The sequence below is a fragment of the Mesorhizobium sp. M0317 genome, from assembly GCF_040321555.1.
Classification (GTDB): domain Bacteria; phylum Pseudomonadota; class Alphaproteobacteria; order Rhizobiales; family Rhizobiaceae; genus Mesorhizobium.
Genome location: NZ_JAMYRV010000041.1, coordinates 37,096 through 63,643 on the forward strand (window position 1 = coordinate 37,096; position 26,548 = coordinate 63,643).

The following is a 26,548-nucleotide window of genomic DNA, read 5'->3' on the forward strand; positions in this document are numbered from 1 at the left end:
CTCGATTTTGGCCGGCCAGGGAGACATCCAATGACGGGTGACCCGCTGGAGAGGCTGAACACGTTGTTGCGTAGGAGATGCTTCGCAAACCGCCGGCCAACTGAAACGTTTGTCTGGTCGCAGGGTAGTGTGACCTCATGAGCGAACAGTGGGGAAGCCAGGGCTTCGGGAGCCTGAGAAGCGGAGGGATGAACCCATTCCTATTTTTCTCGCCTCCCCAGGTATCATTTACGAATTGTCATGCATGGAGCCGGTCGATGCCCATTCAAGTGGTCTGTAATAACGGAGTGATAGAAGAGGCCGATGGTGTCGCGAGTCTGCTCGCGGCGCATCGTCATGCAGTCGCCATGGTTGAACGTCTCGGCAGGCGATGGATGAGGGCCGAAGAGCCGTACGCGACCCTGATCGGCCGGCGATTGGATTCATTGATGGCGGAAGAGGCTATCGCGCGTCGGCGCGCGGCCGCTGCGCAGGTGGCCGATGTCGCTGAGATGAAAATGAAGGCAGCTTATTTCCAGCGGTTGTTGGGGAACGACTGGTGCGAGCTTGATGTCGACGATTTTCGCGCGTTGCTCGGTTCTTTCGCGAAACTGCAGTCCTAGGAGAAGAGCGCTGAAATCCATGAGGCCACGGTATTCCAGGCCGCATAGATTCCTGCCGGCACCAAGATGATCGCGATGAGAGCGATAGCATCGCCGATGGCGCCTTCAGTGCGTCCTTCCACGGGATAGTAATATTTATGCGCATCATCGTCGTGCTTCATTGTTGTATCTCCGATCGCTTGTTTAGCAGCAGCTGCACAGGGTGCTGAAACGTCGTGCCCCACAAACCCACAACTTTCATCTTAGCGTTGATTTCCGCGGCGAGGTAGTTCGCATTGACGGCTTTGCCCTTTGCTGTCGTTGCGGCAAACGCGTATCCGGTCGCTATAAGCGCTGTGCCGACGTCGATTGTGTCGCCATTGAGCTGCGCACCGCACACTACAAAAACCGCCTTGTCGAGCGCGTAGCCGATTGGCTGACATGTAACCGCCGCGCTATCGAACAGCGCAGCAAGGTGCGCCAGCGAGGTGTTCCCGCAGTCGATTTTGTTGCCATTTGGCTCTTCAGCTGATGTGCCTCGAAGACATGACTGGACGCCATAGAGGCGGAAAAGGTGGTCTCCGTCACGCCAGGTATCTCCGGTCAGCAGTTGAGCCGATTTCGATACGGCGAAGGGCGCGGGTTCGGGAGACGCGGGGGCACCCTGCGCTTGCGCCGATGCGCATACCGAGAATGCGGCCAGAATTGCAAAGCTCGCCTGTTTCATTCCTGGAACTGTCCACCGAGGTCGGCGGAATGCTCGAGATCGGGGCGCAGCGACTTGCCGTCCTTGTTGCGTCCGATCGCCGCCATGTCGAAAAAAACCATTTCGTCATCGTCGTAGGCGACGTTGTACGGGTCGTTTGCGTTGCCCGCACCCACGAGAGAGAAACACGACACGGCGTCGGGTTCACCCTTCTTGCTGTGCAGCACAAGCGTTTTGCAGAGCACGACAGATGCACGATCGTTGTAGATTGCCTCTTCATAGTCCTGCGCGGCTTTCGTGCAGTCCCATTGCTGCGCCTTGTAGGGAATCTTTGGTTTTGAACAGGCTGCAAGGCCGCGCAGTCGATACGCCATGCCGTTGATGACGCGCTCGGTCGCCGAGGCCACCTTGACCGGCGAGACAAGGGTCGTCGCATCGCGCTGAAAGAGCCCGCCTTTCGCATCGTAGCGCTCATAGACGAACACTTTCTCTCCCGGCTTGGCAAACTGGAGCAGGTAGCGCTCCGACGGCTGCGCGAAGGCACTTGGGGCATCGGCGCCGGCAGCATAAGCGACGGCACCTTGGAGCAGCAAGACCGTGCAAAGGGCAGTCTGTTTCATTGAAATTCGTCCCTGCGGCGCATATCGTGTTGACACTTTACTAGGGCTGCGTGTAGCCATAGTAAAGTGTTAAATTTTGGCGACAGTATGAACACTCGATTCGCTTTTCTGGTCACCCTCTTTGGCGCCACGATGCCGTTGCAAGCGCACGGGCAGGACAGGGCATCAGACCGCGTCGCAGTCGCCTTTGCAACGCCGGCGCAAGCCCTTGCCGCGGTCGGGGCGCAAAGGCCGGGCCGATCTGGCCGAGACAATTGCATGGGCCGAAAGCGATCTCGGCGCCAGTCAGGGCCCCTCAAAGGCCGGAGCCTTGGGAATCATGCAGCTGATGCCGGGCACGGCGGCCGATCTGGGTGTGAGCGACCGTTGCGATACACAGGCAAATGTCCGGGCTGGCCTTCGCTATCTGAAGTCACTCTATGACGAATTCGGGGACCCGCTGCTGATGCTGGCAGCATACAATGCCGGGCCCAATAGCGTCTACAAGGCCCAGGGTATTCCGGTGAATCCGGAGACGGCGGAATACATTGTGAAAATACTGAACCGCTGGAAGTTCGCCGGCGGTGTGGTGAAGAAGTCCGCCCTGACCAAATCCGAGACGCTCGCGGCCGCTCCGCCAGCAAGCGAGGACGCTTGGCAGGGTGGTCATGTCATGGATTTCGGCAACTGAAAGGAGCCAAGGGTGGAATACAGGAAAGCGGGCAGATTTGCCCTGAAACTGGCCTTGGCCTCGGCGGTCGGAATAGCTCTCGCGCCAGCCACTGCGTATGCCCAGTCGGCGGCGCCAGTCGAAAATGTGCTGGAGTGGTTCGTCGGAGTTCTGCAGGGCAACATAGCGCGTTCATTCGCCATCATCGCCGTCTGTTTTCTCGGTTTCCTCGCCATGACGGGCCGGCTCGCGTGGATGATGGCTTTCTCCATCATCATTGGCATCGCTCTGATCTTCGGCGCTGCCCAGCTGGTGGATGCGGTTCGTGCGACCGCGGGAGGCAGCTGAGACATGGATGACGAGGAAGTCTATGTCGAGCCGGTCAGCCTGCCACTGACACGCCCCCCGATGAAATGGGGGGTGCGCTATGAGGTTTTTGCCCTGAACGGCATCCTGGCGGTGATCGGTTTTATCGCCACGAGCAGCTTCATGCTCGGCCTTGGCGTGTTCGGCGTAGTGCATCTGGTCAGCGCATATCTGTGCCAGCGCGACCCCTACATGTTTCATATTTTCGAGCGGCGCGTCTCCAAACGCGGAGCGGTGGCGAACCTTACTTTCTGGGGGGCGAGGAGCTATTCGCCATGAGCCTCGATGCCGACCTGAAATTTGGCCGTGAGCGCCGGCGTGAAAAGCCCGCGGCGATGCACATCCCTTACCTTCGCCGTGTCGATGACAATTTGGTCGTCACGAAGAGCGGCTTTCTGATCGGCGTCATCCAGCTCAGTGGCCTGCCGTTCCAGACGATGGACCAGGCCGAGTTGAACAGCCGCATGTTCAACCGCAACACGACGTTCCGCAATCTCTCGACCTCTCGCTTTGCGGTCTACACAACGATCATCCGCCGTCACGTGACGCCGGAGATCGAAGGCGACTTTGACAATCCTTTCGTGGCGGAGCTCGACGCCCGCTACATGGATGAGCTTGGCGCAAAAAACCTGTTCGTCAACGAGGCGTATCTGACGGTCATCCGCCGCCCAATGGTCGGCCGCGTCGGCTGGGTGGACAAGGCGCTCAATGCATTCCGCATCAGTACGGCGGGCGAAGAAACCCGCGAAGAGGCAATAGTCGAACTGCGTGACGTTCTCGACGGCGTCGTCAAGGATTTCACGGCTTATGGTGCGCGTCTTCTCGGCGTCGTGAAGCGCCGCGACAGCTTCTTTTCCGAGTCTTCGGAATTTTTGGCGAAGATCCTCGCCGGCGGCGTCGACGTGGAAATGCCTTTGCCGCGCATGAGCCTTGGCGATGTGCTGGCGACACGACAGCTGTTTTTCGGAAAGTCCGCGTTGGAACTTCGCGGGCCGGACGCTGGCAAGCTCGGCGCCATGGTGTCGATCAAGGAATACCCACCGTTCACCGCTCCGGGCTCATTGGACGGTCTCTTGCGCCTGCCGCATGAGTTTGTCCTGACGCAGAGTTTTGCGATCGAAGATCGTGTCACGGCGATGCGCAGGATCAACACCATCGCGAACCAGGTTGAGGGCTCCGACGAGGCGGGCACGACGGTCGAGGACTCCGTCCACGACGGCGCCGACAAGCTGGCCGGCGGCGAAGTCGTCTTCGGACAACATCATATGAGCGTCATGGCCTTGGCATCGGACATGACTGGGCTCAACCGTGCGCTATCCGACATCACGGCGGAGCTTTCGCGCATGTCGATCGTGCCGGTTCGCGAGACGCTGAACACGGAACTCGCCTTCTGGGCGCAGTTGCCGGGAAATTTCAGCTACATCGCGCGACGTGCGCTGATCTCGTCGCTGAACTTCGCCGGCCTTTTTTCAGGACATAATTTCCCGTCCGGCCAACGTGAGCGGCTTCATTGGAAACGCCCCATCGCTTTGCTCGAAACGACCAGCCAGACGGCCTACTATTTCAATTTTCACGTTCACGATGTCGGGCACTTTACGGTGTTCGGCCCGACCGGCTCGGGCAAGACCGTGGTGCTGTCCTTCCTGATGGCGCAGGCCATGCGCATCATGCCGCGTCCGCGATGTGTTTATTTCGACTACATGCGCGGCGCTGAAATTTTCGTTCGGGCGCTCGGCGGTCGCTATGAGGTGATGGAGCCTTCTCAACCGACCGGGTTCGCGCCATTGCAGCTTGAGGACACGGCAGAAAACCGGTCCTTCCTGGAAGATTTGCTCATCTACATTCTGACGCCGGAAGGCGGCGCGCTGGATGTAGCGGAGATGCGCGTCATCAACGCCGCCGTCGACATGATCTACAAGATCCCGCGCGAACAGCGTACCTTCGACCTGCTGCCGGAAGTGCTGCGGGGGTCGCTCATGCCTGGCATCAACGATCTGGCCGCGCGGATACAGCCCTGGCTCGACCCGAAGGACAAGGGCTGGCTTTTCAACAATCCCGTCGATCTGATCGATTTTTCGAAGCCGGTTGTCGGGTTCGATATGACCAAGATCCTGGGCGATCGAAAGCTGCGTTCGGCGGCGTTGCTCTACATTTTCCATCGGCTTGAGGACGTCATCGACGGCTCGCCGATCATGCTCTTCCTCGATGAAGGCTGGAAGCTGTTGGACGACGAGGTTTTCGCTGCTTTCATCAATGAGACGCTGAAGACCATTCGTCGCCGCAACGGCGTCGTCGGCTTTGGCACGCAGACGGCGGAAGACGTCGTCAATTCCTCCATCTCGTCGTCACTGATCGAGCAAACGAAGACCAACATTTTCTTCCCCAACCCGAAGGCGAGCAAAGAATCCTACATGGAGCGCTTCTCGCTGACAGCGAAGGAATTCGAGTTCGTGCGCCGAACCGCGAAGGAGACGCGCACCTTCCTCGTCAAGCACGACAGCGACTCGATCGTGGCCAAGCTCGATTTGTCGGCGATGCCCGATCTCATCAAGGTTCTGTCCTCGAACGAAGCCAACAGCAAGGAATGCGCACGGCTCCGGGAGACCTTCGGCGACGAGCCAGAGATGTGGCTGCCATACTTCTGCGGATGGGAGAACGAGCATGACGAAGCGGCTTAGCAGCGCTTGTCTGGTCATGGCTCTCGCTACGGCGGAAAGCATGAGCGTGGCGGTCGCTCAGATCGCGGTGATCGACGGGCCGAACCTCGACAAGCGGCAAGAGGACGAGCAGCACAGCACGAAGTCGGATGAGGCCAAGAAGGACGAAACCGACAAGAAGAAAAGCGTCGTCTGCACCTATTCGAACAAATACCGCTCACAGATGTTTCGCCGGTCGCCTGCCGAAGCGTTGCAGCGCGACGCGGGCAACGTGAAGATGATCCGCTATTATTCGCAAAAATACGGCGTGCCCGAAGGCCTGGCACTGTCCGTCGCCTATCAGGAATCGCGCTTCGACACATGCGCCGGGAGCCACACCGGCGTCAAAGGCGTCATGCAGCTGACCAAGGGCACCGGCAAGTCCATGGGACTGGACCGCGACGTGAACGAGCAAAATGTCGAAGGCGGCGTCAAATACCTCGGAATGGGCGTGAAGCAATGCGGGGCGACGAACTACAGCTGTCTCGCCTCCTTCTACAACGGATCGAACGCAGGCGAGCAGAACCAATGGGCCGGCGGCGTCGGCCGCTGGAACAGCTACTTCAACGACTATGTGTCGAGCGGCAAGGCTCCGGCCGGCGCCCCGCCGCCATTCTCGATCGTAACGGCCGACGGCGCCGGCGGCACGGCTCAGGACGCGGCCATGGGCACGGTGAGGAAGGCGGCTGGCGGCCTTGATGCAAGCTCATCGCAGATGGGCGCCAACAATGCTGCAATCGAGGCGCTGGCGGGCAACGTTGGCCAGGTGACCGAATACAAGGATGCGTGGGAGCTAAACTCGTCGGCTCGTGGGATCAACGCCGATGTCACCAATCAGTATCTCGCCCAGGCGGGGGATTTTACGACGTTGCTGGCCCAACTTCTCTCGTTGCAGAATGTTCAGGCATCGCAGTCGTCCAAGCTGGTGCAACGGCCGAAGAGCGGCTCTCCAAACCCGTTCTCTTGTGATCCCGCGGAATTGGAGCGGTTGAGGATCGATCGCGGCCGGTGGCTACCATGCGCGGTTGAGAACGCGGGGGCAAGCTCGGCCGACAGTCGCTCGATGATCATCACCAGTGATCCTGCCGGCGCTGCCAGCGTGATCAATTCTCTACAGCAATAGGAGGCTGACATGAAGAAATTCGCGATTGCTGCCGGCATGGCGCTTTGGGCAAGCACGGCCCACGCACAGATTGCCGTCATTGATGGCGCCAATCTCGATGTCGCCCGCAAGAATGCGGACAACACCAACTCCATCATGGACTCCAACAAGGATATCCTGAAAAAGAGCGAGGAGATCCTGCAGGCTCTCAGCGGCAGTCGTGACGGTTCGCTCGGGATCGGGCAGATAGGCCTTGGCGGCAATATGTCGATTGCCCAGGCGCCGTCGTTCGGATCGATCCTGAACGGCGGGGCTCTTTCGTTTGGCGGCCTTTCGCCCGAAATCCAGAAAATCGCCGGCGCGGTCATCAATGGGCTCCAACTGGTGAAGCAGCTCCAGCAGATTGCCGGCAAGGAGACGAGCGCCGTCAACACCGCCTATGGCGGCAGCGTCAATGTGGCCTCGCTGCTAAGCGCATTGACCTCGCAGGCTTCGCAGGGCGTTACCCAGCGCCAACAGTCCCTGCAGTCCGCGAGTGGCCAAATCGGGCAGTCGCAGGACGTCAAGGGATCGGTGGACCAGAACACACGAATGCAGCTGGAAAACGCGCGCGCGGTCAACGAATTGATCGGCGTCCAGAACGGTGCGGTCGCGGCCCTGAATGAGAAGCTGAAGGGAGATCTTCTTCGCCAGAGCCAGGTGCAGAAGATGATGACACCGCGCACCGTCAATCCGTTCGCGGAATTCGGCAAGAGCGGGGGCTGAACGCTTGTCGGGGCGAGTCCTGCGCATATGCGTTGTGATCGGGCTCGGCGCAGGGCTTTTTGGATGCGCAAATCGCGAACTGAAAGCTCCGTGCGGGCCTTTGGCGTATGCCCACGCCGACGAATGCGGCGCGCTGAAGCCGGTCAATTCGCCGTTCGCCAGCATCATTGACGAGGATCCATGAACGGTCTTGCCGAAAGCATTCTCGGTGGCATTGACAAGATCGGCGAGGACTTCGTCCGCACCGTCTATATGCAGTTGGGCCATGCGATGGGCAACGTCTTCACCCTCATGCTGACCCTCTATATCGTGTGGTGGGGCTATTCGATCCTGAGCGGGCGAGAGTCAATTTCGCCAATCGAAGCGGCTTATCGCCTCGGCCGCGCCGTCATCATCTATCTGCTGATGACCGGATGGGGGACATTTTCGTCAACGATCTATCAGCTTGTGCAAAGCATTCCAGACGAGGTCGGTAAGGTGATCGTCGGCGCCGTGTCGCGGGCCACCGGCAATCAGCTTAGCGACCAGGCGGCAATTCCAGCGCTGATCGACAATCTGTACCAAGGGGCCCAGGACGTCGCCAATCAGGTCTACAGCGGATCCTTCTATGACATTTTTGGTGCGCTGTTGTCGCTGCTCGTCCTGCTGTCTGCCATCATCTTCGCAGCGCTTGCCATTGCCGCGATCATCGCCGCCAAAGTGATGTTGTTCATCACGCTGGCCTTGGCGCCGATATGGATCATTCTTTGGCTTTATCGATGGTCCTCGCGCATGAGCGAAGGCTTCCTTTCGCTGACCACCTTTCTGATGATCCAGCAAGTCCTGATCTACGGCTTTCTCGGTTTCTACTTCTCGCTCGTCAATGCGGCGCTGAACACCGCCACGTCCGGCGGAGCGACCATGGACAGCAAAATGTCGCTGGTGCTGCCGCTGGTTCTGGTGACGATCATCGGGATCTACGTTCTCATGCAGATACCCTCGATTGCTTCGATCCTGAACGGCGGCGGGTATCTCAGCACCGTGGGAGCTCGCTACTCCTATGGGACCTTCGGCAGGAATGCCGTGCGCTACTCCGGTGCACGATGGGGCCGCCGGCCGCGCCGCTCGGGGCGCCCGGCAGCTCGCGGCAAACAGTTTTCGAACTTCGCGAGCAGCGAGGGCGGATGCCGCAACCCGGTTCGCCATCCAACAAGGTGCGCGCGATAACTCCAGGCCTCTGGCCTAAACGAGAACACAAAGATTACCGATCGCGGCTCTGGATCAGAATGGTCGCGCAAACGAGGCAATAGTAAAGTGTCAACTCCAATGGAAACAGCTGCTAGCAACAGCAGCGAAGTCGTAGACAAGCGCTATTACAGAGCTGGCGCGACCTGGGAAGATGACACGCATCGGTCAATGCGCCGATCGCGCACATTGGCCTGGATCGTCAGCGGCGTTTCCGGATTGGTTGCGATGCTGTCGCTGCTGGCGCTCGTGCTGATCCTGCCGCTCCGGCAGTTCGAACCATATGTTGTGGAGGTCGACAAATCGACGGGCTACCTCGAGATCATGCGCGCGCTGAAGCCTGGCGATTTGTCCCAGAACGACGCCGTCACGGCCGCCAATCTGGTGCGCTACATCAGGGCCCGCGAAACCTACGACTCCGGTGAACTGAAACAGAATTACGACCTGGCACAGCTCTATTCCACCGATGCCGCGTCCAAGGATTTGACGTGGCTTTATACGCCTGCAAACCCGCAATCGCTGGACAAGATTTTTGGCCGCAATGTCACTGTCTCGGTCGAGATCAAATCGGTTTCCCTGCTCAATCGCAACACAGCCTCGGTGCGCTTTGCCACGACGACGCGGCGGGACAATTCGTCGACCGCCGACAATTGGGTGGCGGTGATAAAATTCCGCTACACCTCGACGCCGCTCAAGAACGAATGGCGTTTCGACAACCCGCTTGGATTTCAGGTTACGGATTATCGCCGCGACCAGGAATCGGCGCCCGCCGCTGGGAGCCTGCAATGAGATGGCGCGTAAGCCTCGCCCTGCCGGCCGCCCTTCTGCTCGGCACAATGCACGGCGCGGCCGCACGCGACGGCCGCATCCGATATGTCATCTTCAACAACGACGACGTGACGTCGGTGCGCGCCGCTCTTGGCATTTCCACGATGGTCGAGCTCAGCCCGACCGAAGTCATCGAAACCGTGTCGGCTGGCGACACGAAAGGCTGGTCGATCATCCCCAAACGCGGATCGCGATTTCTGTTCGTCAAGCCGCTGGAGCGCGATGCGTGGACCAACGTCAACGTGGTCACCAACCGGCGCGTCTATTCCCTGCTGCTGCAGGCGACTGACAATAGCCGTGACCGGGCATCCTTCCAGGTCCGGTTCAAATACCCGGACGAGGATATCAACGCGCGCCTGCTCTCACAGGCCAAGGAGAGCGCCGCCGATCCGGATTTGAAGGATCTGAATTATGCCGATCTCAATTACGACTACGCCTACAAGGGCGACGATAGCCTGAAGCCGCGCACCGTATTCGACGACGGTACCAAGGTGTTTCTGGAGTTCAAGGGCGACATTCCGGCGATCTTCGTTGTCGACGACAAGCGTCAGGAGTCGCTGGTCAACGTCCGCACGCAGGGCAAATACACCGTCATCGACAAGGTCGCACGGCAATTCACCTTGCGGGCCGATGGCAAGACGCTCTGCCTCTACAACCGGGCGCGAGCCAACGCGATCGATCCCGTCGAGCAAGTCTACGGTCCAACGAAACTGACAGGCGGTTCCACCCTGTTCGGATCCAGCGGAGGGCGGTGATGACCCAGATCGATTATAACCAACTGGACGGCGGCCCGAAGGTCGCGCGCCGTGGTGCGGGCGTGGGTACCAGGATCGCCTTGGTCAGCCTCGGCGTGGTGCTGGTAGGCGCGCTGATATGGCTGAACTGGCCCAGGGAGCCTGTATCGCGCGACGTTCGCAGCGATGGCGAGGAAAACTTCAACCCGCCCGAGTTCCGCCCGCCGGCGTTGAACGAACCGCCGCAACCTGCCGACGGCACGATCGACCAGATCGTGGTGCCGCCACCGGCCGCCGACCAGGGTGGCACGCAACAGGCTGACAATGTCGATCAGACGGTGCAGGAGGGCTCGGACCTTGACGCGCAGCGGCGAGCGCTGGAGGCACAAATGGCTGCCGAGGAGGCTCGCCGCAAGGCCGAGGCGGAAGAAGCCCGTCGCAAGGCCGCGGCTGAGGACGAGGCTCGCCGCAAGGCTGAAGCCGCCGAGCACGAAAAAGCGGTGTGGGAACGCCTGCGGTCGAACCAGATGGTGACGAATGATCAAACCGGCTCGACAGATGCCGGCGCCCAGGCGGCGCAGGTCGAAATCGCGCCCGACGGTCAGATCGTCCCGGTCCCCGGCGCCGACAGTGATCCCAACAAGACATTCCTGGCGCAGTCGGAGGCAAGTTCTTCCGGCATCGTCAAAGCCAGGGCCTTCCGGCGTACCGACGCGTTGGTCCCCGAAGGAACGATCATTCGCGGCTATTTGGAAACCGCGATCAACACCGACCTTCCCGGCGCCGTGCGCGCAGTCGTGCGTGAGGATGTCTTCTCGCTCGACGGCAGGCGGATCCTCATTCCGAAGGGCTCGCGCCTGACCGGGGAATACCGCTCGGGACTTGCGCGCGGTCAAAAGCGTGTTTTCATCGTCTGGAGCAGGGTCATTCGCTCGGACGGTATTTCCGTCGATATCAAATCGCCTGGGGCAGACGCGCTCGGCCGCGGCGGCATGGGCGGGCGTGTTGATACGCACTGGGTTGAACGCTACGGCAACGCCATCATGCTTTCCGTCGTTGGCGGTGTCTCTGAATATCTGTCCTCGCTTTCCGATAGCAGCCAGAATGGACAACAGCGCCAGGTGTCGACGGTCGATCCCGTGACCGGCGAGACCACGACCGTGACTTATGGCGGCAATGGCTCGCAGCGCGACGCGCGTAGCATCGCCTTCGACAAATCATCGACCGCCCTGCAGCAACTCGCGCAAGAGGCGTTTCGTGATACGCAGAACATTGGCCCGACGGTCTACGTCGACCAGGGCACATCGGTCGTCGTGCTGGTGCGGCGAGATCTCGATTTCTCGGATTTGTACGCCGATCCCGTCCAGGAAGAAGTTGCACGCCTCAAGGCAGGCGGGCGGCCGAAGAAGGCGATCGATCCGACGCCTCTCTACGGCACGCCGAAGGATCATTTTTATCCCGGCTATGGGAGCCCGGTGAAATGAATGCCGTCCATCCAATCCCCGATCCTTGGGCGAGAGCTCCGGTCCTGCGCGCTCATCTGGAGCCGATATGGTCCTATTTGAACGAAGCTGCGGTGTCCGAGATTGCGATCAACAGGCCAGGTGAATTGTTCATCGAACGCCTCGGCGCGAAGGAAATGGAACACGTCGTCAAGCGCGAGGTCACGCCCGGCTGGATTAGGCATATCTCGACCGGCGTCGCCTCGGCGACCAACCAGGTCATCAACGAAGAAAAGCCGGTCCTGTCGGCCGCTCTTCCCTCGGGCGAGCGCATCCAATGCATCTTGCCCCCGGCGGCTCCCGAAGGCGGGGCGATTTCGATCCGCAAGCAGGTCATCATGGATATGAGCCTTGATGCCTACAACGATCTCGGCGCATTCGAGAACACGGCGATGGGCAGCGGACTTGCGCTGTCAGCCGAAGAAAAGCGACTTGTCGAAATGCTGCACGACACTTCGCCCATGGAGTTCCTGCAGTATGCGGTACACAACCGAGTCTCAATCGTCGTTTCTGGCGGTACGTCGACCGGCAAGACGACGTTCTTGAATGCACTCTTGAAGGAGATCCCGGCTCATGAACGGATCATCACCATCGAAGACACCCGCGAACTGAGGCTGCCGGCTCCCAACAACGTTACCCTGATAGCCTCGAAGGGCGACCAGGGCCTTGCCAAAGTTTCAGCGCAACAGCTGCTCGAAGCCTCGCTTCGCATGCGGCCCGACCGTCTGCTGTTGGGCGAGTTACGCGGCGCTGAAACCTTCGCGTTTCTCCAGGCGATCAACACCGGCCATCCTGGTTCGCTCACGACCGTTCATGCCAATTCCGCCCGGTCCGCCTTCGAGCGGCTGGCGCTCATGGTCATGCAGGGCAGTACGGGGCTCTCACGGAGTGAAATCCTCGACTATCTACGCGAGGTCATTCCGGTGGTCGTCCAGATGGTCCGCACCGAAGGCGGCCGGCGAGGCATCAGCGAGATCAAGTTCACCAAGGCGGAGACGATCTAGCGAGGCCCATCCATGCAGAAAATCGCAACAGCAATTTTCATGGTGCTCATGGCGATGGCCATGGGCGCCCTGCTCTTCACGGTCGCCTATGTCGCGACAGATTGGTACCGGACTGGCTCCCACGTCCTGTTCGACCAGCTGAACGCCAATCCATTGCCGGTCGTTCGTCAGGCCTGGGCGGACACGATGGCGAGAAATTTTGACCGGGTGCAATACGCCATTGCGGCGGGATTTTTTGGGTTTCTCTTGCCACTGGTCAGCTTGTTTCTCATGCGTCCGAGAAAGCGCAATGACTCTCGCTTCATGACCATGAGCGACGTATCAAAAACCGGCCTGACGAAAGTGGGCGGCGTCTTCGTCGGTCGAGCCGGCGGCAGGCTGGCCGAAATTTTGTCGCCGCGCCGCGATCAGCGCTCAGGCAAGTTCCGCTTGACGCAGCGCAGACTGATTGGCGGCAAGAAATTGTGGATTGATGGCGATGATGTCGGCGGCTTCGTCATAGGGCCGCCGCGCTCGGGTAAAGGCACGTCTCTCATCATCCCGAACGCCTTGACCTGGCCGCATTCGCTCGTGGTTCTCGACCTGCGCGGCGAGACCTATGCGGCGACCGCCGGCTACCGTTCCACCATCAGCCGCGTGGTGCGTTTCGCGCCGGCTGATCCGGACGGCAATACCGCATGCTACAATCCGATGGACTTCATCTCGCTGGATTCGTCACAGCGCGACATCGACCTTCGCAATATCGCTGCGGCGCTGTTTCCGCGGCCGCCCTCAAATGCAGACCCGTACTGGGTTAACGACGCCCGCCTCCTTTTTACCGGCATTGCGTCCTTCGTCATGGAATCGCCGGCGATCCCGAACGAGAAGAAGACTTTTGCCACAATCCTCGAGATCATGAACGGTGCCGAGCAGCCGCTCCTGGAGTTCATCGGCTCGCTGCGCGAGGAACGCCGCCGCGAATGCTCGCATTTCACGCTGCAAACCCTGTTGCCATATTTCGAGATGTCTGAGCGGCAGTTTTCCGGAATCTACGCTGGCGTACGCACCGGCATGGCGCCCTTTCTCAACGAGCGCCTGATGCGAGCCACGTCGCGCAGCACGTTCGATATTCGCAAGCTCAAGCGCGACCGGATCTCTCTTTATCTCGACGTGCGGCGTGAGCAGATTACGTCGCTTGGACCGTTGTTCAACGTCCTGATTACGCAGATGATGAACTTCATGTCGGAAACCATGCCGCGTCCGAACGAGCATCCGGTGCTTGTGCTGCTCGACGAGTTCCAGAACCTCGGCAAACTCGAGAACGTGACCGAAATGGCGAGCGTGCTCGGCGGCAACGGCGTTTCCATGTGGTTTTTCGTGCAGTCGCTGAAGGCGGTAGACGAGATTTATCGCCAGGAAGGGCGCAAGACGCTCATCAACGCTGCTCGCGTGCAGATCTTTTTTGGTGCGCAGGATGCGGACGATCTGCGCTACGTTTCCGAGCAGCTTGGCGAAACGTCGGACGTGCAAAAGGACGTGACGCGCACCAAGGCAACATTGTTTGACACTTATTACACGCGCTCGGAGCACCGCAAGGAAGTGCGGCGGCCCCTGATGCGGCCGGACGAAATCCGTACGCTCGACAAGAACAAGGTCATCATATTGCCGCGCGGCGAACTGCCAATCCTCGGCACGCGCAATTTCTATTTCGCCGACGGTCCGCTCGCCAAACGCGCGTTCATGCCCCTGCCCGCCTCTACCGACGCTTCGCGCACGAAAAGCCCTGCCGCGGACTCCTCTGCGGCGCTCCCATCTCCTGTGCTCCCGACGATTGTGCCGACAGCACCCGCGTATCGCTCAGGCCTCTTGCAGGCCCGCCTGCGGCGCGGCGCGACATTTGCCGCAAAAGCAGGCCGTATAGCTCCGCCGCCGGGCCGGCGCGCAATCGTAAAAGACCGGTTGAAAGCAACAGACGCTGCAGCGGTACCGGTCTATGCCGCCATAGATTTTTCCGCCTTGGCGGCCAAAGCGGTGACAACGCGCATAGCGCCCGACAAAGAAGCGGCGGTTGCCGCCATTCTAAACAAGGTGCGTTCTCTGCGCGCCAACGCGTCCGACGCCGACACTTTCGATCGAAATCTGAGCATCGTCGAAGATACGTTGCCAGATGTAGTCGATGGGTAGGCTAGCACTCCCATGCGGCGGAGAGGTCATTGTCTACCGTGACCTTGTCGCACACGTCATGGCCGCGGAGGACATTGCCGCGCGCTTCGGGCAGTACCATGTCTCAATCGAGAAGATCACACGGCGCGAACCGTCGACGATACTGGACCTCGACAGGCGTTTCAGGGGTCCACCCCGTCAAGTTCAATCGCAAATCCCGCATCGACCGCGCTTCGCGCAATGACATCGCCAAGTTCCCAATCCGTGAGTTCGCAGAGCGGAAGCATTCTCCTCACGGTCCGGCTAACCTCGGATATCGAAATGCTCGGACTGCCGATGTTGTCGATCAGGTGGCGGACAATCGCTTGGCGAACATCCGATAAGGTAGGCGTCTGTGCGAGCGCAGGCATCACCGGCCCTATGAATGGAGCCGTGGTTCTGCGGCCACGGCTGTTTTTAAGTCGAACGCGACGGGCACGCCGTGAATAATGGATGCTGCCGCCACCAACTCCTCCAGGTCGCGGTCGGTAACCTGGCATGCCGGCATGAGTGTTCGGATGGCGCGGATTGCCTGCGCGATGGAGAGAAAACGGGCCTTGCCTCGGGAGAGGACGTAGGCTTCAGCGGCGCTTTCAACTGTGACGGTGTGAAAACTACTGGTCATCGAGAAAACCTCCCTAAAACCCTCAACGCGATTTACGGCAGGAATTCCGTAGCCTGCAAGGGTCTGTCTGAATCCGAACAATCAGGCGGAGGCAAGGCCGAAGTGACTTTGTTCCTCCTCACCGTAAGCACCATGTGTGAGTTGGATCATTCCAACGCGGTCGACAATCGTGATCTCGCCGCGCTTGGCGTGAACCAGGCCCCGATATTCAAGCATTTGGAGTGCGATGGTAACGCCGGGACGCCGAGCGCCAAGCATGGTCGCCAGAAATTCATGCGTCAGGTAGATCCTATTTCCTTCGACGCGGTCTTGGACCATCAGCAGCCAGCGGGCCAACCGCTCCTCGATTTTCGAATGGCCGTTGACCAGTGCCGTCCGGGAGGACTGGACAAGGAACGCATGGGCATAGCGAAGCAGTGACTCGCGAAGGGATTGGCTTGCCGCAATCGCAGAGCGAAGGTTTTCAATCGAGAGAATCCAGCCATTACCTGCGACCTGAATATAGGTTTCGTTGGGAGACCTGTCTTGGCCGAGGATAACGGCAACTCCTGTCATGCCGTCGTGGCCGACGATGCCGACCTCGCTTTGCCGCCCCCCAGTCATCGTAGCGACCACCGACGCGATGCCCATCTCTGGAAAATATACACCCTCGATCGGCTGATATGAGACTTCAAGCTGGGCTTTGATGCCTAGTTCGACGTGATGCAGTGACGGCTGCAATCGCGTGAAATCCTCTGAGGAGAGAGCTTTCAATACATGGTTGCGAAGAAGGGATTGGGGCATGGCTCTCTCCCATACGGGCAGCACGTACCTCTTACTGTCGGCTGCGTCCGAAGGATCTGCGGCCGATGCGACAGCATAGGCTTCAAATGCGCGACTAGCAAAGAATCCGCCTCTGGCGAAAAGTTGGAGAAAGTCGGCTCCCTCGGTGGAGGCCCAACCGGGCTTTTAAGGCCGATGGCAGAAAGCGGATACGCTGCGGCGGCATTTGGGCACGTTCCTGCTCTTAATTATTGCCAGTGAGCTGTGTGCGCAGATTGCGAAGTGGAAGGGCCGGACCCAGGAAGCAGGGCCTCAGGCCGAGGCGCTAATCAAGCGAGCCGACAAAGATCGCGAAAACTCAATACGCCCTGCAAGGAAACTAAAGAAGTAGTCGCGCGTTGGACGCGGAACGCTATTCGTCTCTGAGTATGGTTTAGGCAGAGTGGTCAAGCCAACGTTGCGTAAGGCATTCAGTGGGTCGAGCGCTAGTCGAGCGAAGTCGCCCGCTCGTGACGAGGTCACTTTAGCGCCGCCTGCTTTCCGGCCGGTCCAGCTCGCAACGCTCGTGGACAGGATCCCTGCCGGCGATCGTTGGATCCACGAGATGAAATACGATGGCTATCGTATTCTCGTTGCCGTCGGCGGTGGCGAGGCGCGAGCCTATACACGATCTGGTCTGGATTGGTCTAGCCGCTTTCCCTCGATCCTCTCCGAGGCTCGCAAGCTCAAGGTGCGATCCGCCCTGATTGACGGCGAGGCCGTGATTGTCGATGCGGAAGGAAAATCTAACTTCCAGGCGCTTCAGAATGCATTGAAGAGTGCCCCGGCGACTATCGACCTTTATGCGTTCGATCTGCTGCAGCTCGACGGTGAAGATCTGACAAGGCTTCCTCTTCTTGAGCGCAAGGCGAAGCTGGAGGCGATCTTGCCTGCGAAGAATCCGGTCCTTCGTTACTCCGACCATATCCTCGGTCGCGGAGAAGAGTTGCTCGATCGCTTCTGCGCAGCCGGCCTTGAGGGCGTTATTTCAAAGCTCGCGGATTCGAGTTATGTGGCCGCCCGCGGCGCAAGCTGGCTGAAGATCAAATGCATTAAGCGCCAGGAATTTGTGATTGTCGGCTGGACGCCGTCCGACAAGGTCCGCGCGTTTCGGTCCTTGATCCTTGGCGTTCACGACGGCGGCAAGCTGCGTTACGCCGGGAAAGTCGGCACCGGCTTCGATACCGCTGAACTTCTTCGTCTCTTGAAGATCATGGCGCCGCTTGAGCAGAAGGCCGCGGCGGTCGACGCACCACGGGCCGAAGTGCGCGGCGCACACTGGCTGCGTCCCAAACTGGTAGCTGAGATTGCCTTCACCGAAATGACAAATGAAGGGACGTTACGACATCCGAGCTATCTTGGTCTCCGCGAAGACAAGAAGCCAGAGGCGGTCGTGCTCGAGACGGAACGTCATGCAGCCGATCTCGCCGCGTCTGGGACAACCGCCATCGCGATAAGCAACCGTGACCGCGTAATCTATCCGGAGTCCAACATCACCAAGGGACAGCTCGCCGACCACTACGCAGCGGTCGCGGCGATCATGCTCCCTTGGGTTGGCAGCCGGCCGATCAGCCTGGTTCGATGCCCACAGGGCCGCGCGAAGAAATGCTTCTTCCAAAAACACGACGCCGGCAGCTTCGGCGACAAAGTCCACCACGTCGGCATCACGGAGAAGGACGGGCACGAGGAACCATATCTCTATGTCGACGATGCCGACGGACTGATGACCTGCGTCCAGATGGGAACGATTGAGCTTCATGGATGGGGGGCTCGGATCGAGGATGTCGAAAAGGCGGACCGCCTCGTGTTCGACCTCGACCCCGATGAAGGCCTCGATTTTGAGTCCGTCCGCGCCGCTGCCTTTCAGTTCCGCGCTATCCTTAAATCGCTCGGGCTTACGACTTTCCCGATGCTGACGGGAGGCAAAGGAGTGCACATCATCGCGCCCCTCACCCCTGGCGCCGAGTGGCCAGAGGTGAAGGACTTCGCGTCTCGCCTGGCGCAGGCGGTCGCCCAGAGCGATCCGGCCCATTTCACGGCCGTGTTGTCAAAGGCGCGCCGCAAGGGTCGCATCTTTGTTGACTATCTACGCAATCAGCGCGGGGCGACCGCGATCATGCCCTACAGCGCAAGATCACGTCCGGGCGCCCCTGTCGCCGCACCGATTACGTGGGCAGAGATGAAGACAATAGATGCGCCCGCTCATTTCCACGTGGGCGATGCTCCTGAATTAAAGAAACGCGCAGCCTCCAAAGCTCTGGCTGGATGGGGTCGCGCTGACCAATCCTTGCCCAATCTGTAGCGTCCGACGCGGGAAGACTCAGGAAAGCCAGCATTCAAAGGGCAACGCGGCGCTCATGGCCCTGCCTGATTGGAACCTGCGGAGATCGGCCTCATTTGGCTGAAGCCATGGCAAAAATCGATCCGATGACCGTCGCCAATCTTTTGAGGGAATATGCGCAACGGGCGTCCATGCGCGGCGACAATCCCTATCGCACAAAGGCATACCTGCGCGCCGCGGACAGTCTGACGGCGCTATCGCAGCCGCTTGATCGGATCATCGCCGCCGGCGCCCTCACCAAGATCCCGGGGATAGGTGATGCGATCGCAGATATCGTGACCAAGCTTTACCAAACCGGCACGCACCCGAGCCTTGAGAAGCTGCGCGAGGATGTTCCAGCGGGCGTGATGGAGCTGTTTGCCATACCCGGGCTTCGTCCCGATAAGATCCTCAAGCTTCATCAGGCGCTCGGCGTGAACTCGCTGGCGGAGCTCGAGGCCGCGGCGAGAGAAGATCGTATACGCCCAGTCAAAGACCTCGGCGCAGCCCTTCAGGCAAAGGTCCTGCAGAACTTGGCCATTGTCCGAAGCGGCGAAACGCAATTTCACATGCATAAGGCCGCCGCTCTTCTCGAACATGCGGTCACATCAGTGAAGCAAGAGCATCCCGAATTTTCGCGCGTCGAAATTGCAGGTGACTTCCGGCGCGGTTGCGAACTCGTTTCCGATTTCGCCCTGGTAGCGCAGGGGAGAAAGTCGACTGGAATCGAGGATACGACCCTCAGGCTCGTTGTCACGGACAGGAAGCACTTTGGCGCGAGCCTGCTCCAAGCAACCGGGTCGGCAGATCACCTTGAGCAACTGAAGACGTTCGCGGCCGACAAGGGATTCACCCTAGACGCCGACGGGCTTCATCGCGGGAGAAAGCTGATCGCGTCAGCGACAGAAGAGGAAATCTATCAAGCGCTAGGCTTGCAGTTTGTCGAGCCTGAATTGCGCGAAGGCAGGGACGAGATCGAGCGAGCGGCAAAGCAGAAGCTACCAACCCTCGTCCGGGATGAAGATCTGCATGGCATCCTGCATTCCCACACGACCGCATCCGATGGCACCGAAACGCTTGAGGCAATGGCTGAAGCCACTCGCAAGCGCGGCTTCGAATATTATGGTGTCGCCGATCATTCACAGTCCGCTCACTACGCAGGCGGCCTTTCGTTACAGGAGATTGCTGAACAGCACCGCGAAGCTGACCGGCTGAACAAGGCATACAATGGAAAATTTCGCATACTGAAGGGCATCGAGGCAGACATCCTGGCGGATGGCTCGCTCGATTACCCGGACGATATCTTGGAGACGTTCGATTTCGTCGTCGCGAGCGTGCACAGCCGCTTCAAGTTGCCAAAGAAGGAACAGACGGAGCGTATCATTGAGGCGATCGGAAATCCTCGGACAACAATCATCGGGCACATGACCGGTCGCCAGCTGTTGCGCCGGCCCGGTTATGATCTCGACGTCGACAAAGTCCTCAAAGCGTGTGCGAAACACGGCGTCGCTGTCGAAATCAACGCACATCCGTGGCGACTCGACCTCGACTGGCGCTGGCATCAACAGGCACTCGATCAAGGTTGCATCTTCAGCATTAATCCGGACGCTCATTCGATCCGCGAGCTCGACCACATGCATTGGGGTGTCGAGATGGCGCGCAAGGGCGGTGTCCCTGCGAAGCGGGTCCTGAACGCGATGCGTTTGGCTGCCCTCCTTGCGCATCTCGCACGCCGCAGGCAAACGCCATAAACTGCTTGTGCGCCCGGCCTATCAGCGCAGGAGTCCGTCCTTCTCAAAAAACTTCCCAGCCGCGCGAAAGGGAATGTGAGTTCTCATCCGGGCCATAGCCAGCTGAAGCTGCAGTTCCGCGACCGCTTCTTTGCGCGCGTTTCATAGCGGCCTTCCCCGCGGCTCGCCGCCTATTCTCTGCTGTCGCTGCCCGTGTTCGCCAAAGATGGCCTAGGTTATGGCCCATCACAGATCCTTCGCCAGACGAGGGCTATCTGGCCTCGCTTACACAGTTGCGCCCAGGGCCTGCATCAGGTCGTCAATGATGTCCTGAGGGTGCTCGAGCCCCACGGACATTCGCAGCAATCCGCCTGGCGCTTTGGACTTCGCACCCTCGACGGATGCGCGATGCTCGATCAGAGAGTGCGTCCCTCCAAGGCTTGTCGCACGGACAACAAGGCTGAGGCGGGCAGCCACCGCCATCGCGGCATCGGTTCCACCTTCGACGATAAAGGAAAGCATCGCTCCGTAACCGCTCATCTGCCGCGTAGCCAGATCGTGTCCCGGATCATCTTGCAGGCCTGGAAAGAGCACTTTCTCGACGCGTGGGTGAGACGCCAAGGCCTCGGCAACCTTCTGGGCGCCTTCACAATGAGCGCGCATGCGGATCGGCAATGTCTGCAGGCCCCGCAATGCCAGCCAACAGTCGAATGGCGCTGCGACGCTGCCCTTGTGTTTTTGGACCATCCGTAGCGACCGTCGGAGAGGCGATGAATGCGGCACAACAACGACGCCCGCCATCAGATCCGAGTGGCCGCCGATGTACTTTGTTGCCGAGTGCATGACCGCGTCCGCCCCAAGTTCAAGCGGGTGCTGAAGAACGGGCGTTGCCCACGTATTATCCACCGCCGCGATGGCGCCGGCCTCGTGCGCGATTTTGCAGATGGCCGAAATGTCGACAACGCGAATCATCGGGTTCGACGGCGTCTCGACCCACACGAGGCCAGTCCGCTTTGAGGTGACCGCAGCGCGCACCGCATTCAGATCGCGCATATCGACCGCAGCGAAGTCGAAGCGAGAGCCGATATCGGTTTCGTCCATCAGCGAGCGGATGCCAAAATACATATCGTCAGGAAGGACGATCCGTCCCGTCGAGGGGTGGCTTTCAAAGAAAGCAGTGATTGCAGCCATGCCGGACGCAAAGGCTATTCCTTCGTATCCTCCCTCGAGCGCGGCCATCGCCGACTCGAATGCATTGCGTGTTGGATTCGCATCACGAGTGTACTCGAACCCAAACGGAAACGAGCCGTCGGCGCCTCGCTCGAACGTCGTGCTGGTATGAAGCGGTAATGAAACCGCGCCCGTGGACGGATCGACAGCTCGACCGCTATGGATTGCCTTCGTTTCAAAGCGCACTGGCCAATTCTCAATTTAAAGCGCGGTTGCAATTTCACGCCGGTCATTATATTGACCGTAAGCGAAGCGCGAGGCCAAGTCAATATAATGACCGACACCCCCACACCTTTAGAGCCCGAGCAGGAGCTGGGCCAAGCGATTGCGATCCGGATCCAGGATTTGAGACGCGACCAAAACCTGACCCTTGATCGACTGGCCAAACTGACTGGCCTGTCGAAAGGGACGGTTGTCGCGCTTGAGCAGGGTAAGGCAAACCCGAGTATCGGCATCCTTTGCCGCCTGGCGGCGGCGTTCTCGCTATCGGTTGCCGATCTGCTGAACGACGAACCTTCCACAGCACCCGACCACCCGATCGAACGAAGTACTTCCAGGACGCTTTGGACGAGCGCCAAAGGCAGCCGGGCACAGCTTCACACATCGACCTCGGGACGCACGATGTTCGAACTCTGGAGCTGGGTCCTTATGCCGGGTGATGCGTTTGCCGCCGATGCGCACAGTCCCGATACGCGCGAACTCGTCTCGGTTACCCAAGGCTCGCTCAAGGTCACTGTGGGCAGCCACGAGATCCTTCTAAATGCAGGCGAGAGTGCGCGCCTCGTTACAGATCAACCCCACTCGTATGCCGCGGCATCTGACGTGCCCGCCCACTTCTCGATGGCGGTGCTTGAGCGCGGTGGACAGCGGGTTACGGCGCCCTCTTCACAAGCAGCGACGTCGCCCCTGGCTGTTTCGCCAAGACCTCGCTGACCACTGACAACTGCTTCACGATAGGAGATCCACCTTTGTACGTTCCTCCATATTTCGCCGTACCCGATCAGAACGCCCTCTTCGATCTTATCGAAAAACACCCGTTTGGTATCCTGATCACCCACAGCAATGGCTCCCTCGACGCCAACCATATCCCTTTCGAGCTCGACCGCTCAAAGGGCGACAAGGGCATCCTCAATTGCCATGTCGCCCGTAAAAACCCTGTCTGGGAGGAAGTTGCCAATGGCGATGAGGTCCTCGTCGTCTTCCGAGCGGCCGACGCCTACATCTCGCCGAACTGGTATCCAAGCAAACACGAATTCCATAAGCAGGTGCCGACCTGGAACTATCTCGTCGCCCACGCCCATGGTCGCATCACTGTCCGGGATGATGAGCGCTATGTGCGCCGCAACGTCGCGAAGCTCACTCACATGCACGAGGCCAACCAGCCGGACCCGTGGAAGATGGGCGACGCGCCGAAGGATTTCATTGACACGATGGCCAAAGCGATCGTGGCCTTGGAGATCGAGATCACCAGCCTGGTTGGAAAATTCAAACTCAGTCAGAATAAAGAGCTGCGCGACATTCAGAACGCCGGGGAGACGCTAACTGCTCAAGGCGCTGTTGAAGTGGGACAGGCGATGCTCGCAGCGGCTGCGGCGGCCAAATCCCAATAGCAACTGTCCGACAAAGCACAGTGCTGGATTTCCCAACGGGTGACCTTGAGAGACAAATGCTTCGGCTCGCCGGAAAGGGGACCAGCATCTGACCACCCGCGATGCGGCAGGTAGCACATTTCAATATCATGCCCCGCAATGACATGCGTGGCTCTTGATCCTGAACCTCCGACGCACGAACGAGCCTCGGCGACATTTTGGTTCCCTGCACTCTTCCGCGCTTCAGAGGGCCGGCACGTAAATTTGCTCAGCGCTCGTAATCGTTATCATTCGAGCGCTGGGTCTTACGGTCCTGCTCTTCCGACTGCCGTGCCTTCTGTTTGTTGGCGTCCTTCTGCTTGGCTCTCACCTTCTCCTGCTCGGTGCCTGTGCCCGGCTGCTCCGGCTGGCGCGACTCGTCCTGAGTTGGAAGGTCTCGCCCTCGCGCCTCGCGTTCGGTGATCGGCTCGCCACCGCTACCACCACGACGCTGCTGCCGCTCAAATTGCAGCCGCGCCAGACGGTCGTGCATCTTGTCGTTCACCTCTTCACGATACTGTTCGAACTGTCCTTGATACGCCGGCGGCAGCGTCTCGCGCATGTTGTCCAGAGCCTGATTGACGCGGGCCATCTGACGCCGCATTTCCAAGGGGGTTTGCGCCATATCCAAATCTCCTATCAGTGTATTCAATTCTCTCATACCCGGATGGGACAGGAAAGACTTCTGCCCCGATTGATCAGCGCCGCGCCCCGCGGCAGGACCTGGCTGCCCCTCCCCTGTCCGATCGCCACGGAACCGCAGAAAATTGTTGCCGATCGACTCCGCTGCCGTGAGAGCCTGACCGGCTACGCCCGCGGTCCGCATCGTCATCACAGTCTTTTGCCATGCGGCAGCAATTGCATCGCCGTTCACGACAAGGGATTGCCTATCCAGACGGCGTTGCCGCTTGGCCTCCACTCGCTCGATCGTCCTGGCGCTGACCTGGTAGCGCGGATCGCTCTGGGCGCGGCTGTAGGCTCCGGCATGCTCCTTCGTGAATGGCCGCGTCATCGCATGATCCATGCGCCGCGTCGCCACCATGGCAATGCCGTTCTCCCGTGCTTTTTCCGCAAAGGTCTCGCGCCAGGCTGCGAGATCCGGCTTGTAGAATTTCAGGCGCTCGCCATCGGCTGACCGTGCCTGCACCATTGCGTGGATATGGGCGTGCTTGGTGTCCTTGTGATGCGCCAGGACGAACTTGTATCCTGGCGCGCGCTCCTCGAGCACGGCGCGCGCCGCGGCCATGACGGCGTTCGCATCGGTGCCTGCCCTTGCCGAGAAAAGCAGGTGATAGGCATTGCGGCGCTCACGCCCCGAAAACTGCGGGCGCCATTGTTCATAGACTGAAGCCGCCGCCTTGGTGGAATTCTTCACCCCGGGCACGGGCTCGCCATTTGCGTGGCGAACTTGGCCGTGGATGCGGATGAACTTCTGCAGGAAATATTTTGCTTTGGGTTCACGGATCACAGCCGCCGTTACCTCTGCCCTGGCGACCACCCCCGCCGCGCCCATAGCTTCAGACAAGCGCGCCTCGATCTTGTCGAGCGCCTTGCTGCGCGAATTTTCCCGACCGCCGGCCAGGACTCTCGCAAGCGGTCCAGCCCGCTCATCGGTGTGTGCGTAAACCTGCACCGTCTGTCCGTCCTGCGCATAGATGAACGGTTTTGCACCGAAGGCCTTGTTCAAAGCCTCGTTCAAGGCGGCACCGGTGACCTCGCCGGCGAGCTCGAAACGAACCTCCAGAAAATTGGTGTTTTCCAGGGGCGGTTCGAACGTCTCGCAAAACGTCTCCAGAAACGCTTTTCGTGCGCCGCCTGTCGCAAGGACCTGCCCATCCTCGTCAAAAATCTCAATGTCGTGTTTCTCGCCTTTTTCGTCCTCGCGCTTCCCGATGTAATTGAGCAGCCGAGCGGCGGCTTCCTTGGTCGATGGCGGATTTGGCATGACTTTAAACACAGCAGGCTGCGCACCCGCCGCATAGCCTGCCCGTGCCGCCACAGCGCGCGCCTGATAGCCCGCCCGCGCCGCTCGTCCTGTACCGCTCGGGCGATCGGTACCACGGCCGCCGCCGCCGCGCCGCTTCCAGTCTTCCTCCTCCTCTTCCGGCCGGAAACCGGCGAGCGTGGCGCCATAGACCATGATGGGCGCGCTTGCGGCCTTGGGCGAGCTCGCAGCAGCAGTGGACTTCGGTGCCCTGCTGGACATGGAAGTCCCTGCCGCCCCCAATCCTCCCGGCGAAGAATGAGGAGCGCTCCTGCCGCCACCTACGGTCGAGCCGGCTTGTCCTTGCCCGAGGCGTCCGCCGCCACCGGTCAGCTCATGACTCTTCATCGCCTGGAATTCGCTGGCCTCGCGTCGGCCGCCCGTCAGTGACTTGTCGTCGTCCAGGTCCTCGCGCTTCACGCCGGACTCGCCCCGCAGATAGCGTTCGATATCTGCCGCGTAGCCAGCAAGACGACCGCTCATGGCCTGGCCTCCCTCGCCTTGCGAGAGCCGACGGTCATCGTTTTCAGTTCATCGCGAAACTGCCGCACCAGGTCGCCCACGGCAATCAGCGCCTGCTCAAGGTCCTCATCATGGGCAACTCGGCCGTCGTTCATCGCGCGCACGGCCTGATTGAAATTGATGCCGACGCGACGCAGCTGGTCGGTCATGTCCTCGATTGCCGGCCGCAACGCCTCTGATGCGATAGGCAGATGCCCGGTCTCTGCCCGCACAAGACGCCGCACGACCTCGCTGACGGTCACGCCGTCCCGCTCCGCAACGGCTTTGAGACTGGCCAGCTCGTCAGCCGAAAACCGGATGTGCGTCACCTCGCTATAGCGTCGTGACGCGCTCTTGACCGGTGCCTTCTGGGCGTCTGCATCCATCTCTCAAGCCCGCTTGCGGGCGCTAAGGCCGCCAGGGCCGCGCCGCCTATTTTGTGTGTATCACAAAATAGGCTATCCTGCCAAGAGAATGAAAACATTTCAGGTCGCGCGTCTTCTCACCAGCCCAGTTTCCAGCAGCAGCGGCGCGGGCGAAATGTTCCCAGCGTGATTTGATGCGATGTGTCTATGATGCGTTGGCGACTTGTTTCCATATTAACATGGAAACATCAGCCCTCTGATGCGCAGCCCGAAAAGCTTAGTCGGAAAATGCGAGGTCGACGGGCCGCTGGACCCCTTTTTTCCTGCCAAGAGAATGAAAACATTTCAGGTCGCGCGTCTTCTCACCAGCCCAGTTTCCAGCAGCAGCGGCGCGGGCGAAATGTTC

Annotated in this window: 25 protein-coding genes; 17 read left to right on the forward strand and 8 right to left on the reverse strand. The window is 59.9% G+C overall.

Annotation, left to right across the window (positions count from 1 at the left end; genetic code table 11):
* Positions 1–257 precede the first annotated feature (257 nt).
* Complete coding sequence (locus NKI88_RS24245) at positions 258–602, forward strand: hypothetical protein (protein ID WP_352657771.1); 345 nt, start codon at positions 258–260, stop codon at positions 600–602.
* Here the strand turns inward: NKI88_RS24245 and NKI88_RS24250 are convergent.
* Genes NKI88_RS24250 through NKI88_RS24260 form a run of 3 tightly spaced genes read right to left on the reverse strand, consistent with a single transcriptional unit; the run spans position 599 to position 1,907 of the window.
* Entirely contained in the window at positions 599–763 is a 165-nt protein-coding gene (locus NKI88_RS24250) for a hypothetical protein (RefSeq protein ID WP_352657773.1), read from the reverse strand. The genes NKI88_RS24245 and NKI88_RS24250 overlap by 4 nt on opposite strands.
* Complete coding sequence (locus NKI88_RS24255) at positions 760–1,308, reverse strand: thermonuclease family protein (protein ID WP_352657776.1); 549 nt, start codon at positions 1,306–1,308, stop codon at positions 760–762. Before NKI88_RS24255 ends, NKI88_RS24250 begins: the two co-directional genes overlap by 4 nt.
* Positions 1,305–1,907: a hypothetical protein gene (locus NKI88_RS24260; RefSeq protein ID WP_352657778.1), complete on the reverse strand. Its 603-nt coding sequence runs from the start codon at positions 1,905–1,907 to the stop codon at positions 1,305–1,307. Before NKI88_RS24260 ends, NKI88_RS24255 begins: the two co-directional genes overlap by 4 nt.
* A gap of 208 nt (positions 1,908–2,115) precedes the next feature.
* On the opposite strand from NKI88_RS24260, the gene NKI88_RS24265 reads away from it, so the two are divergent.
* From NKI88_RS24265 to NKI88_RS24320, 12 genes are all read left to right on the forward strand, one after another.
* The gene (locus NKI88_RS24265; protein ID WP_352657832.1) at positions 2,116–2,577 is read left to right on the forward strand and encodes a lytic transglycosylase domain-containing protein; all 462 of its coding nucleotides are present in this window, start codon (positions 2,116–2,118) and stop codon (positions 2,575–2,577) included.
* 12 nt (positions 2,578–2,589) lie between these two features.
* Positions 2,590–2,904, forward strand: coding sequence for a TrbC/VirB2 family type IV secretion system protein (locus NKI88_RS24270; protein ID WP_023749602.1), 315 nt, complete (start codon positions 2,590–2,592; stop codon positions 2,902–2,904).
* 3 nt (positions 2,905–2,907) lie between these two features.
* Positions 2,908–3,201 carry a VirB3 family type IV secretion system protein gene (locus tag NKI88_RS24275; protein ID WP_023720449.1) on the forward strand — a complete coding sequence of 98 codons (294 nt, stop codon included), beginning with the start codon at positions 2,908–2,910 and terminating at the stop codon, positions 3,199–3,201.
* Positions 3,198–5,600, forward strand: a complete 2,403-nt coding sequence (locus tag NKI88_RS24280) for a VirB4 family type IV secretion/conjugal transfer ATPase (protein ID WP_352657781.1) — start codon at positions 3,198–3,200, stop codon at positions 5,598–5,600. The genes NKI88_RS24275 and NKI88_RS24280 overlap by 4 nt, the downstream gene beginning before the upstream one ends.
* Positions 5,584–6,741 (forward strand): transglycosylase SLT domain-containing protein, encoded by a 1,158-nt coding sequence (locus NKI88_RS24285; RefSeq protein ID WP_352657784.1) that lies wholly within the window; start codon positions 5,584–5,586, stop codon positions 6,739–6,741. Before NKI88_RS24280 ends, NKI88_RS24285 begins: the two co-directional genes overlap by 17 nt.
* A 36-nt stretch (positions 6,742–6,777) precedes the next feature.
* On the forward strand, positions 6,778–7,485 hold the full coding sequence (locus tag NKI88_RS24290; protein WP_352657835.1) for a type IV secretion system protein: 708 nt from the start codon (positions 6,778–6,780) through the stop codon (positions 7,483–7,485).
* Positions 7,486–7,665: 180 nt separating this feature from the next.
* On the forward strand, positions 7,666–8,691 hold the full coding sequence (locus NKI88_RS24295; protein ID WP_352657786.1) for a TrbL/VirB6 family protein: 1,026 nt from the start codon (positions 7,666–7,668) through the stop codon (positions 8,689–8,691).
* Between the two features lie 99 nt (positions 8,692–8,790).
* Positions 8,791–9,498 (forward strand): VirB8 family type IV secretion system protein, encoded by a 708-nt coding sequence (locus NKI88_RS24300; protein WP_352657788.1) that lies wholly within the window; start codon positions 8,791–8,793, stop codon positions 9,496–9,498.
* Positions 9,495–10,292: a TrbG/VirB9 family P-type conjugative transfer protein gene (locus NKI88_RS24305; protein ID WP_352657790.1), complete on the forward strand. Its 798-nt coding sequence runs from the start codon at positions 9,495–9,497 to the stop codon at positions 10,290–10,292. The genes NKI88_RS24300 and NKI88_RS24305 overlap by 4 nt, the downstream gene beginning before the upstream one ends.
* Positions 10,292–11,755, forward strand: a complete 1,464-nt coding sequence (gene virB10 / locus NKI88_RS24310) for a type IV secretion system protein VirB10 (protein ID WP_352657792.1) — start codon at positions 10,292–10,294, stop codon at positions 11,753–11,755. The genes NKI88_RS24305 and virB10 overlap by 1 nt, the downstream gene beginning before the upstream one ends.
* Positions 11,752–12,777 (forward strand): P-type DNA transfer ATPase VirB11, encoded by a 1,026-nt coding sequence (gene virB11 / locus NKI88_RS24315; protein ID WP_352657795.1) that lies wholly within the window; start codon positions 11,752–11,754, stop codon positions 12,775–12,777. Before virB10 ends, virB11 begins: the two co-directional genes overlap by 4 nt.
* 12 nt (positions 12,778–12,789) lie before the next feature.
* Positions 12,790–14,940, forward strand: a complete 2,151-nt coding sequence (locus tag NKI88_RS24320; protein ID WP_352657797.1) for a type IV secretory system conjugative DNA transfer family protein — start codon at positions 12,790–12,792, stop codon at positions 14,938–14,940.
* Positions 14,941–15,337: 397 nt separating this feature from the next.
* On the opposite strand, the gene NKI88_RS24325 is transcribed toward NKI88_RS24320, so the two are convergent.
* Together NKI88_RS24325 and NKI88_RS24330 are read right to left on the reverse strand one after the other, a co-directional pair.
* Positions 15,338–15,583 (reverse strand): hypothetical protein, encoded by a 246-nt coding sequence (locus NKI88_RS24325; RefSeq protein WP_352657800.1) that lies wholly within the window; start codon positions 15,581–15,583, stop codon positions 15,338–15,340.
* Positions 15,584–15,664: 81 nt separating this feature from the next.
* Positions 15,665–16,366 carry a Crp/Fnr family transcriptional regulator gene (locus tag NKI88_RS24330; RefSeq protein WP_352657802.1) on the reverse strand — a complete coding sequence of 234 codons (702 nt, stop codon included), beginning with the start codon at positions 16,364–16,366 and terminating at the stop codon, positions 15,665–15,667.
* Between the two features lie 421 nt (positions 16,367–16,787).
* On the opposite strand from NKI88_RS24330, the gene ligD reads away from it, so the two are divergent.
* Both ligD and NKI88_RS24340 read left to right on the forward strand, forming a co-directional pair.
* Positions 16,788–18,686 (forward strand): DNA ligase D, encoded by a 1,899-nt coding sequence (gene ligD / locus NKI88_RS24335; protein ID WP_352657804.1) that lies wholly within the window; start codon positions 16,788–16,790, stop codon positions 18,684–18,686.
* A gap of 107 nt (positions 18,687–18,793) precedes the next feature.
* Positions 18,794–20,455 carry a DNA polymerase/3'-5' exonuclease PolX gene (locus NKI88_RS24340; protein WP_352657838.1) on the forward strand — a complete coding sequence of 554 codons (1,662 nt, stop codon included), beginning with the start codon at positions 18,794–18,796 and terminating at the stop codon, positions 20,453–20,455.
* A 264-nt stretch (positions 20,456–20,719) separates the two neighbouring features.
* Here the strand turns inward: NKI88_RS24340 and NKI88_RS24345 are convergent, their stop codons facing one another.
* Positions 20,720–21,850 (reverse strand): trans-sulfuration enzyme family protein, encoded by a 1,131-nt coding sequence (locus NKI88_RS24345; RefSeq protein ID WP_352657806.1) that lies wholly within the window; start codon positions 21,848–21,850, stop codon positions 20,720–20,722.
* A gap of 87 nt (positions 21,851–21,937) precedes the next feature.
* On the opposite strand from NKI88_RS24345, the gene NKI88_RS24350 reads away from it, so the two are divergent.
* A complete protein-coding gene (locus tag NKI88_RS24350; protein WP_352657808.1) occupies positions 21,938–22,597 on the forward strand; it encodes a helix-turn-helix domain-containing protein in 660 nt (219 codons plus the stop codon).
* A 35-nt stretch (positions 22,598–22,632) separates the two neighbouring features.
* Complete coding sequence (locus NKI88_RS24355; RefSeq protein WP_352657810.1) at positions 22,633–23,274, forward strand: FMN-binding negative transcriptional regulator; 642 nt, start codon at positions 22,633–22,635, stop codon at positions 23,272–23,274.
* A gap of 247 nt (positions 23,275–23,521) precedes the next feature.
* Here the strand turns inward: NKI88_RS24355 and NKI88_RS24360 are convergent, their stop codons facing one another.
* Together NKI88_RS24360 and NKI88_RS24365 are read right to left on the reverse strand one after the other, a co-directional pair.
* Complete coding sequence (locus NKI88_RS24360; RefSeq protein WP_352657813.1) at positions 23,522–25,759, reverse strand: relaxase/mobilization nuclease domain-containing protein; 2,238 nt, start codon at positions 25,757–25,759, stop codon at positions 23,522–23,524.
* Entirely contained in the window at positions 25,756–26,163 is a 408-nt protein-coding gene (locus NKI88_RS24365; protein WP_352657815.1) for a plasmid mobilization protein, read from the reverse strand. Before NKI88_RS24365 ends, NKI88_RS24360 begins: the two co-directional genes overlap by 4 nt.
* Positions 26,164–26,548 lie beyond the last annotated feature (385 nt).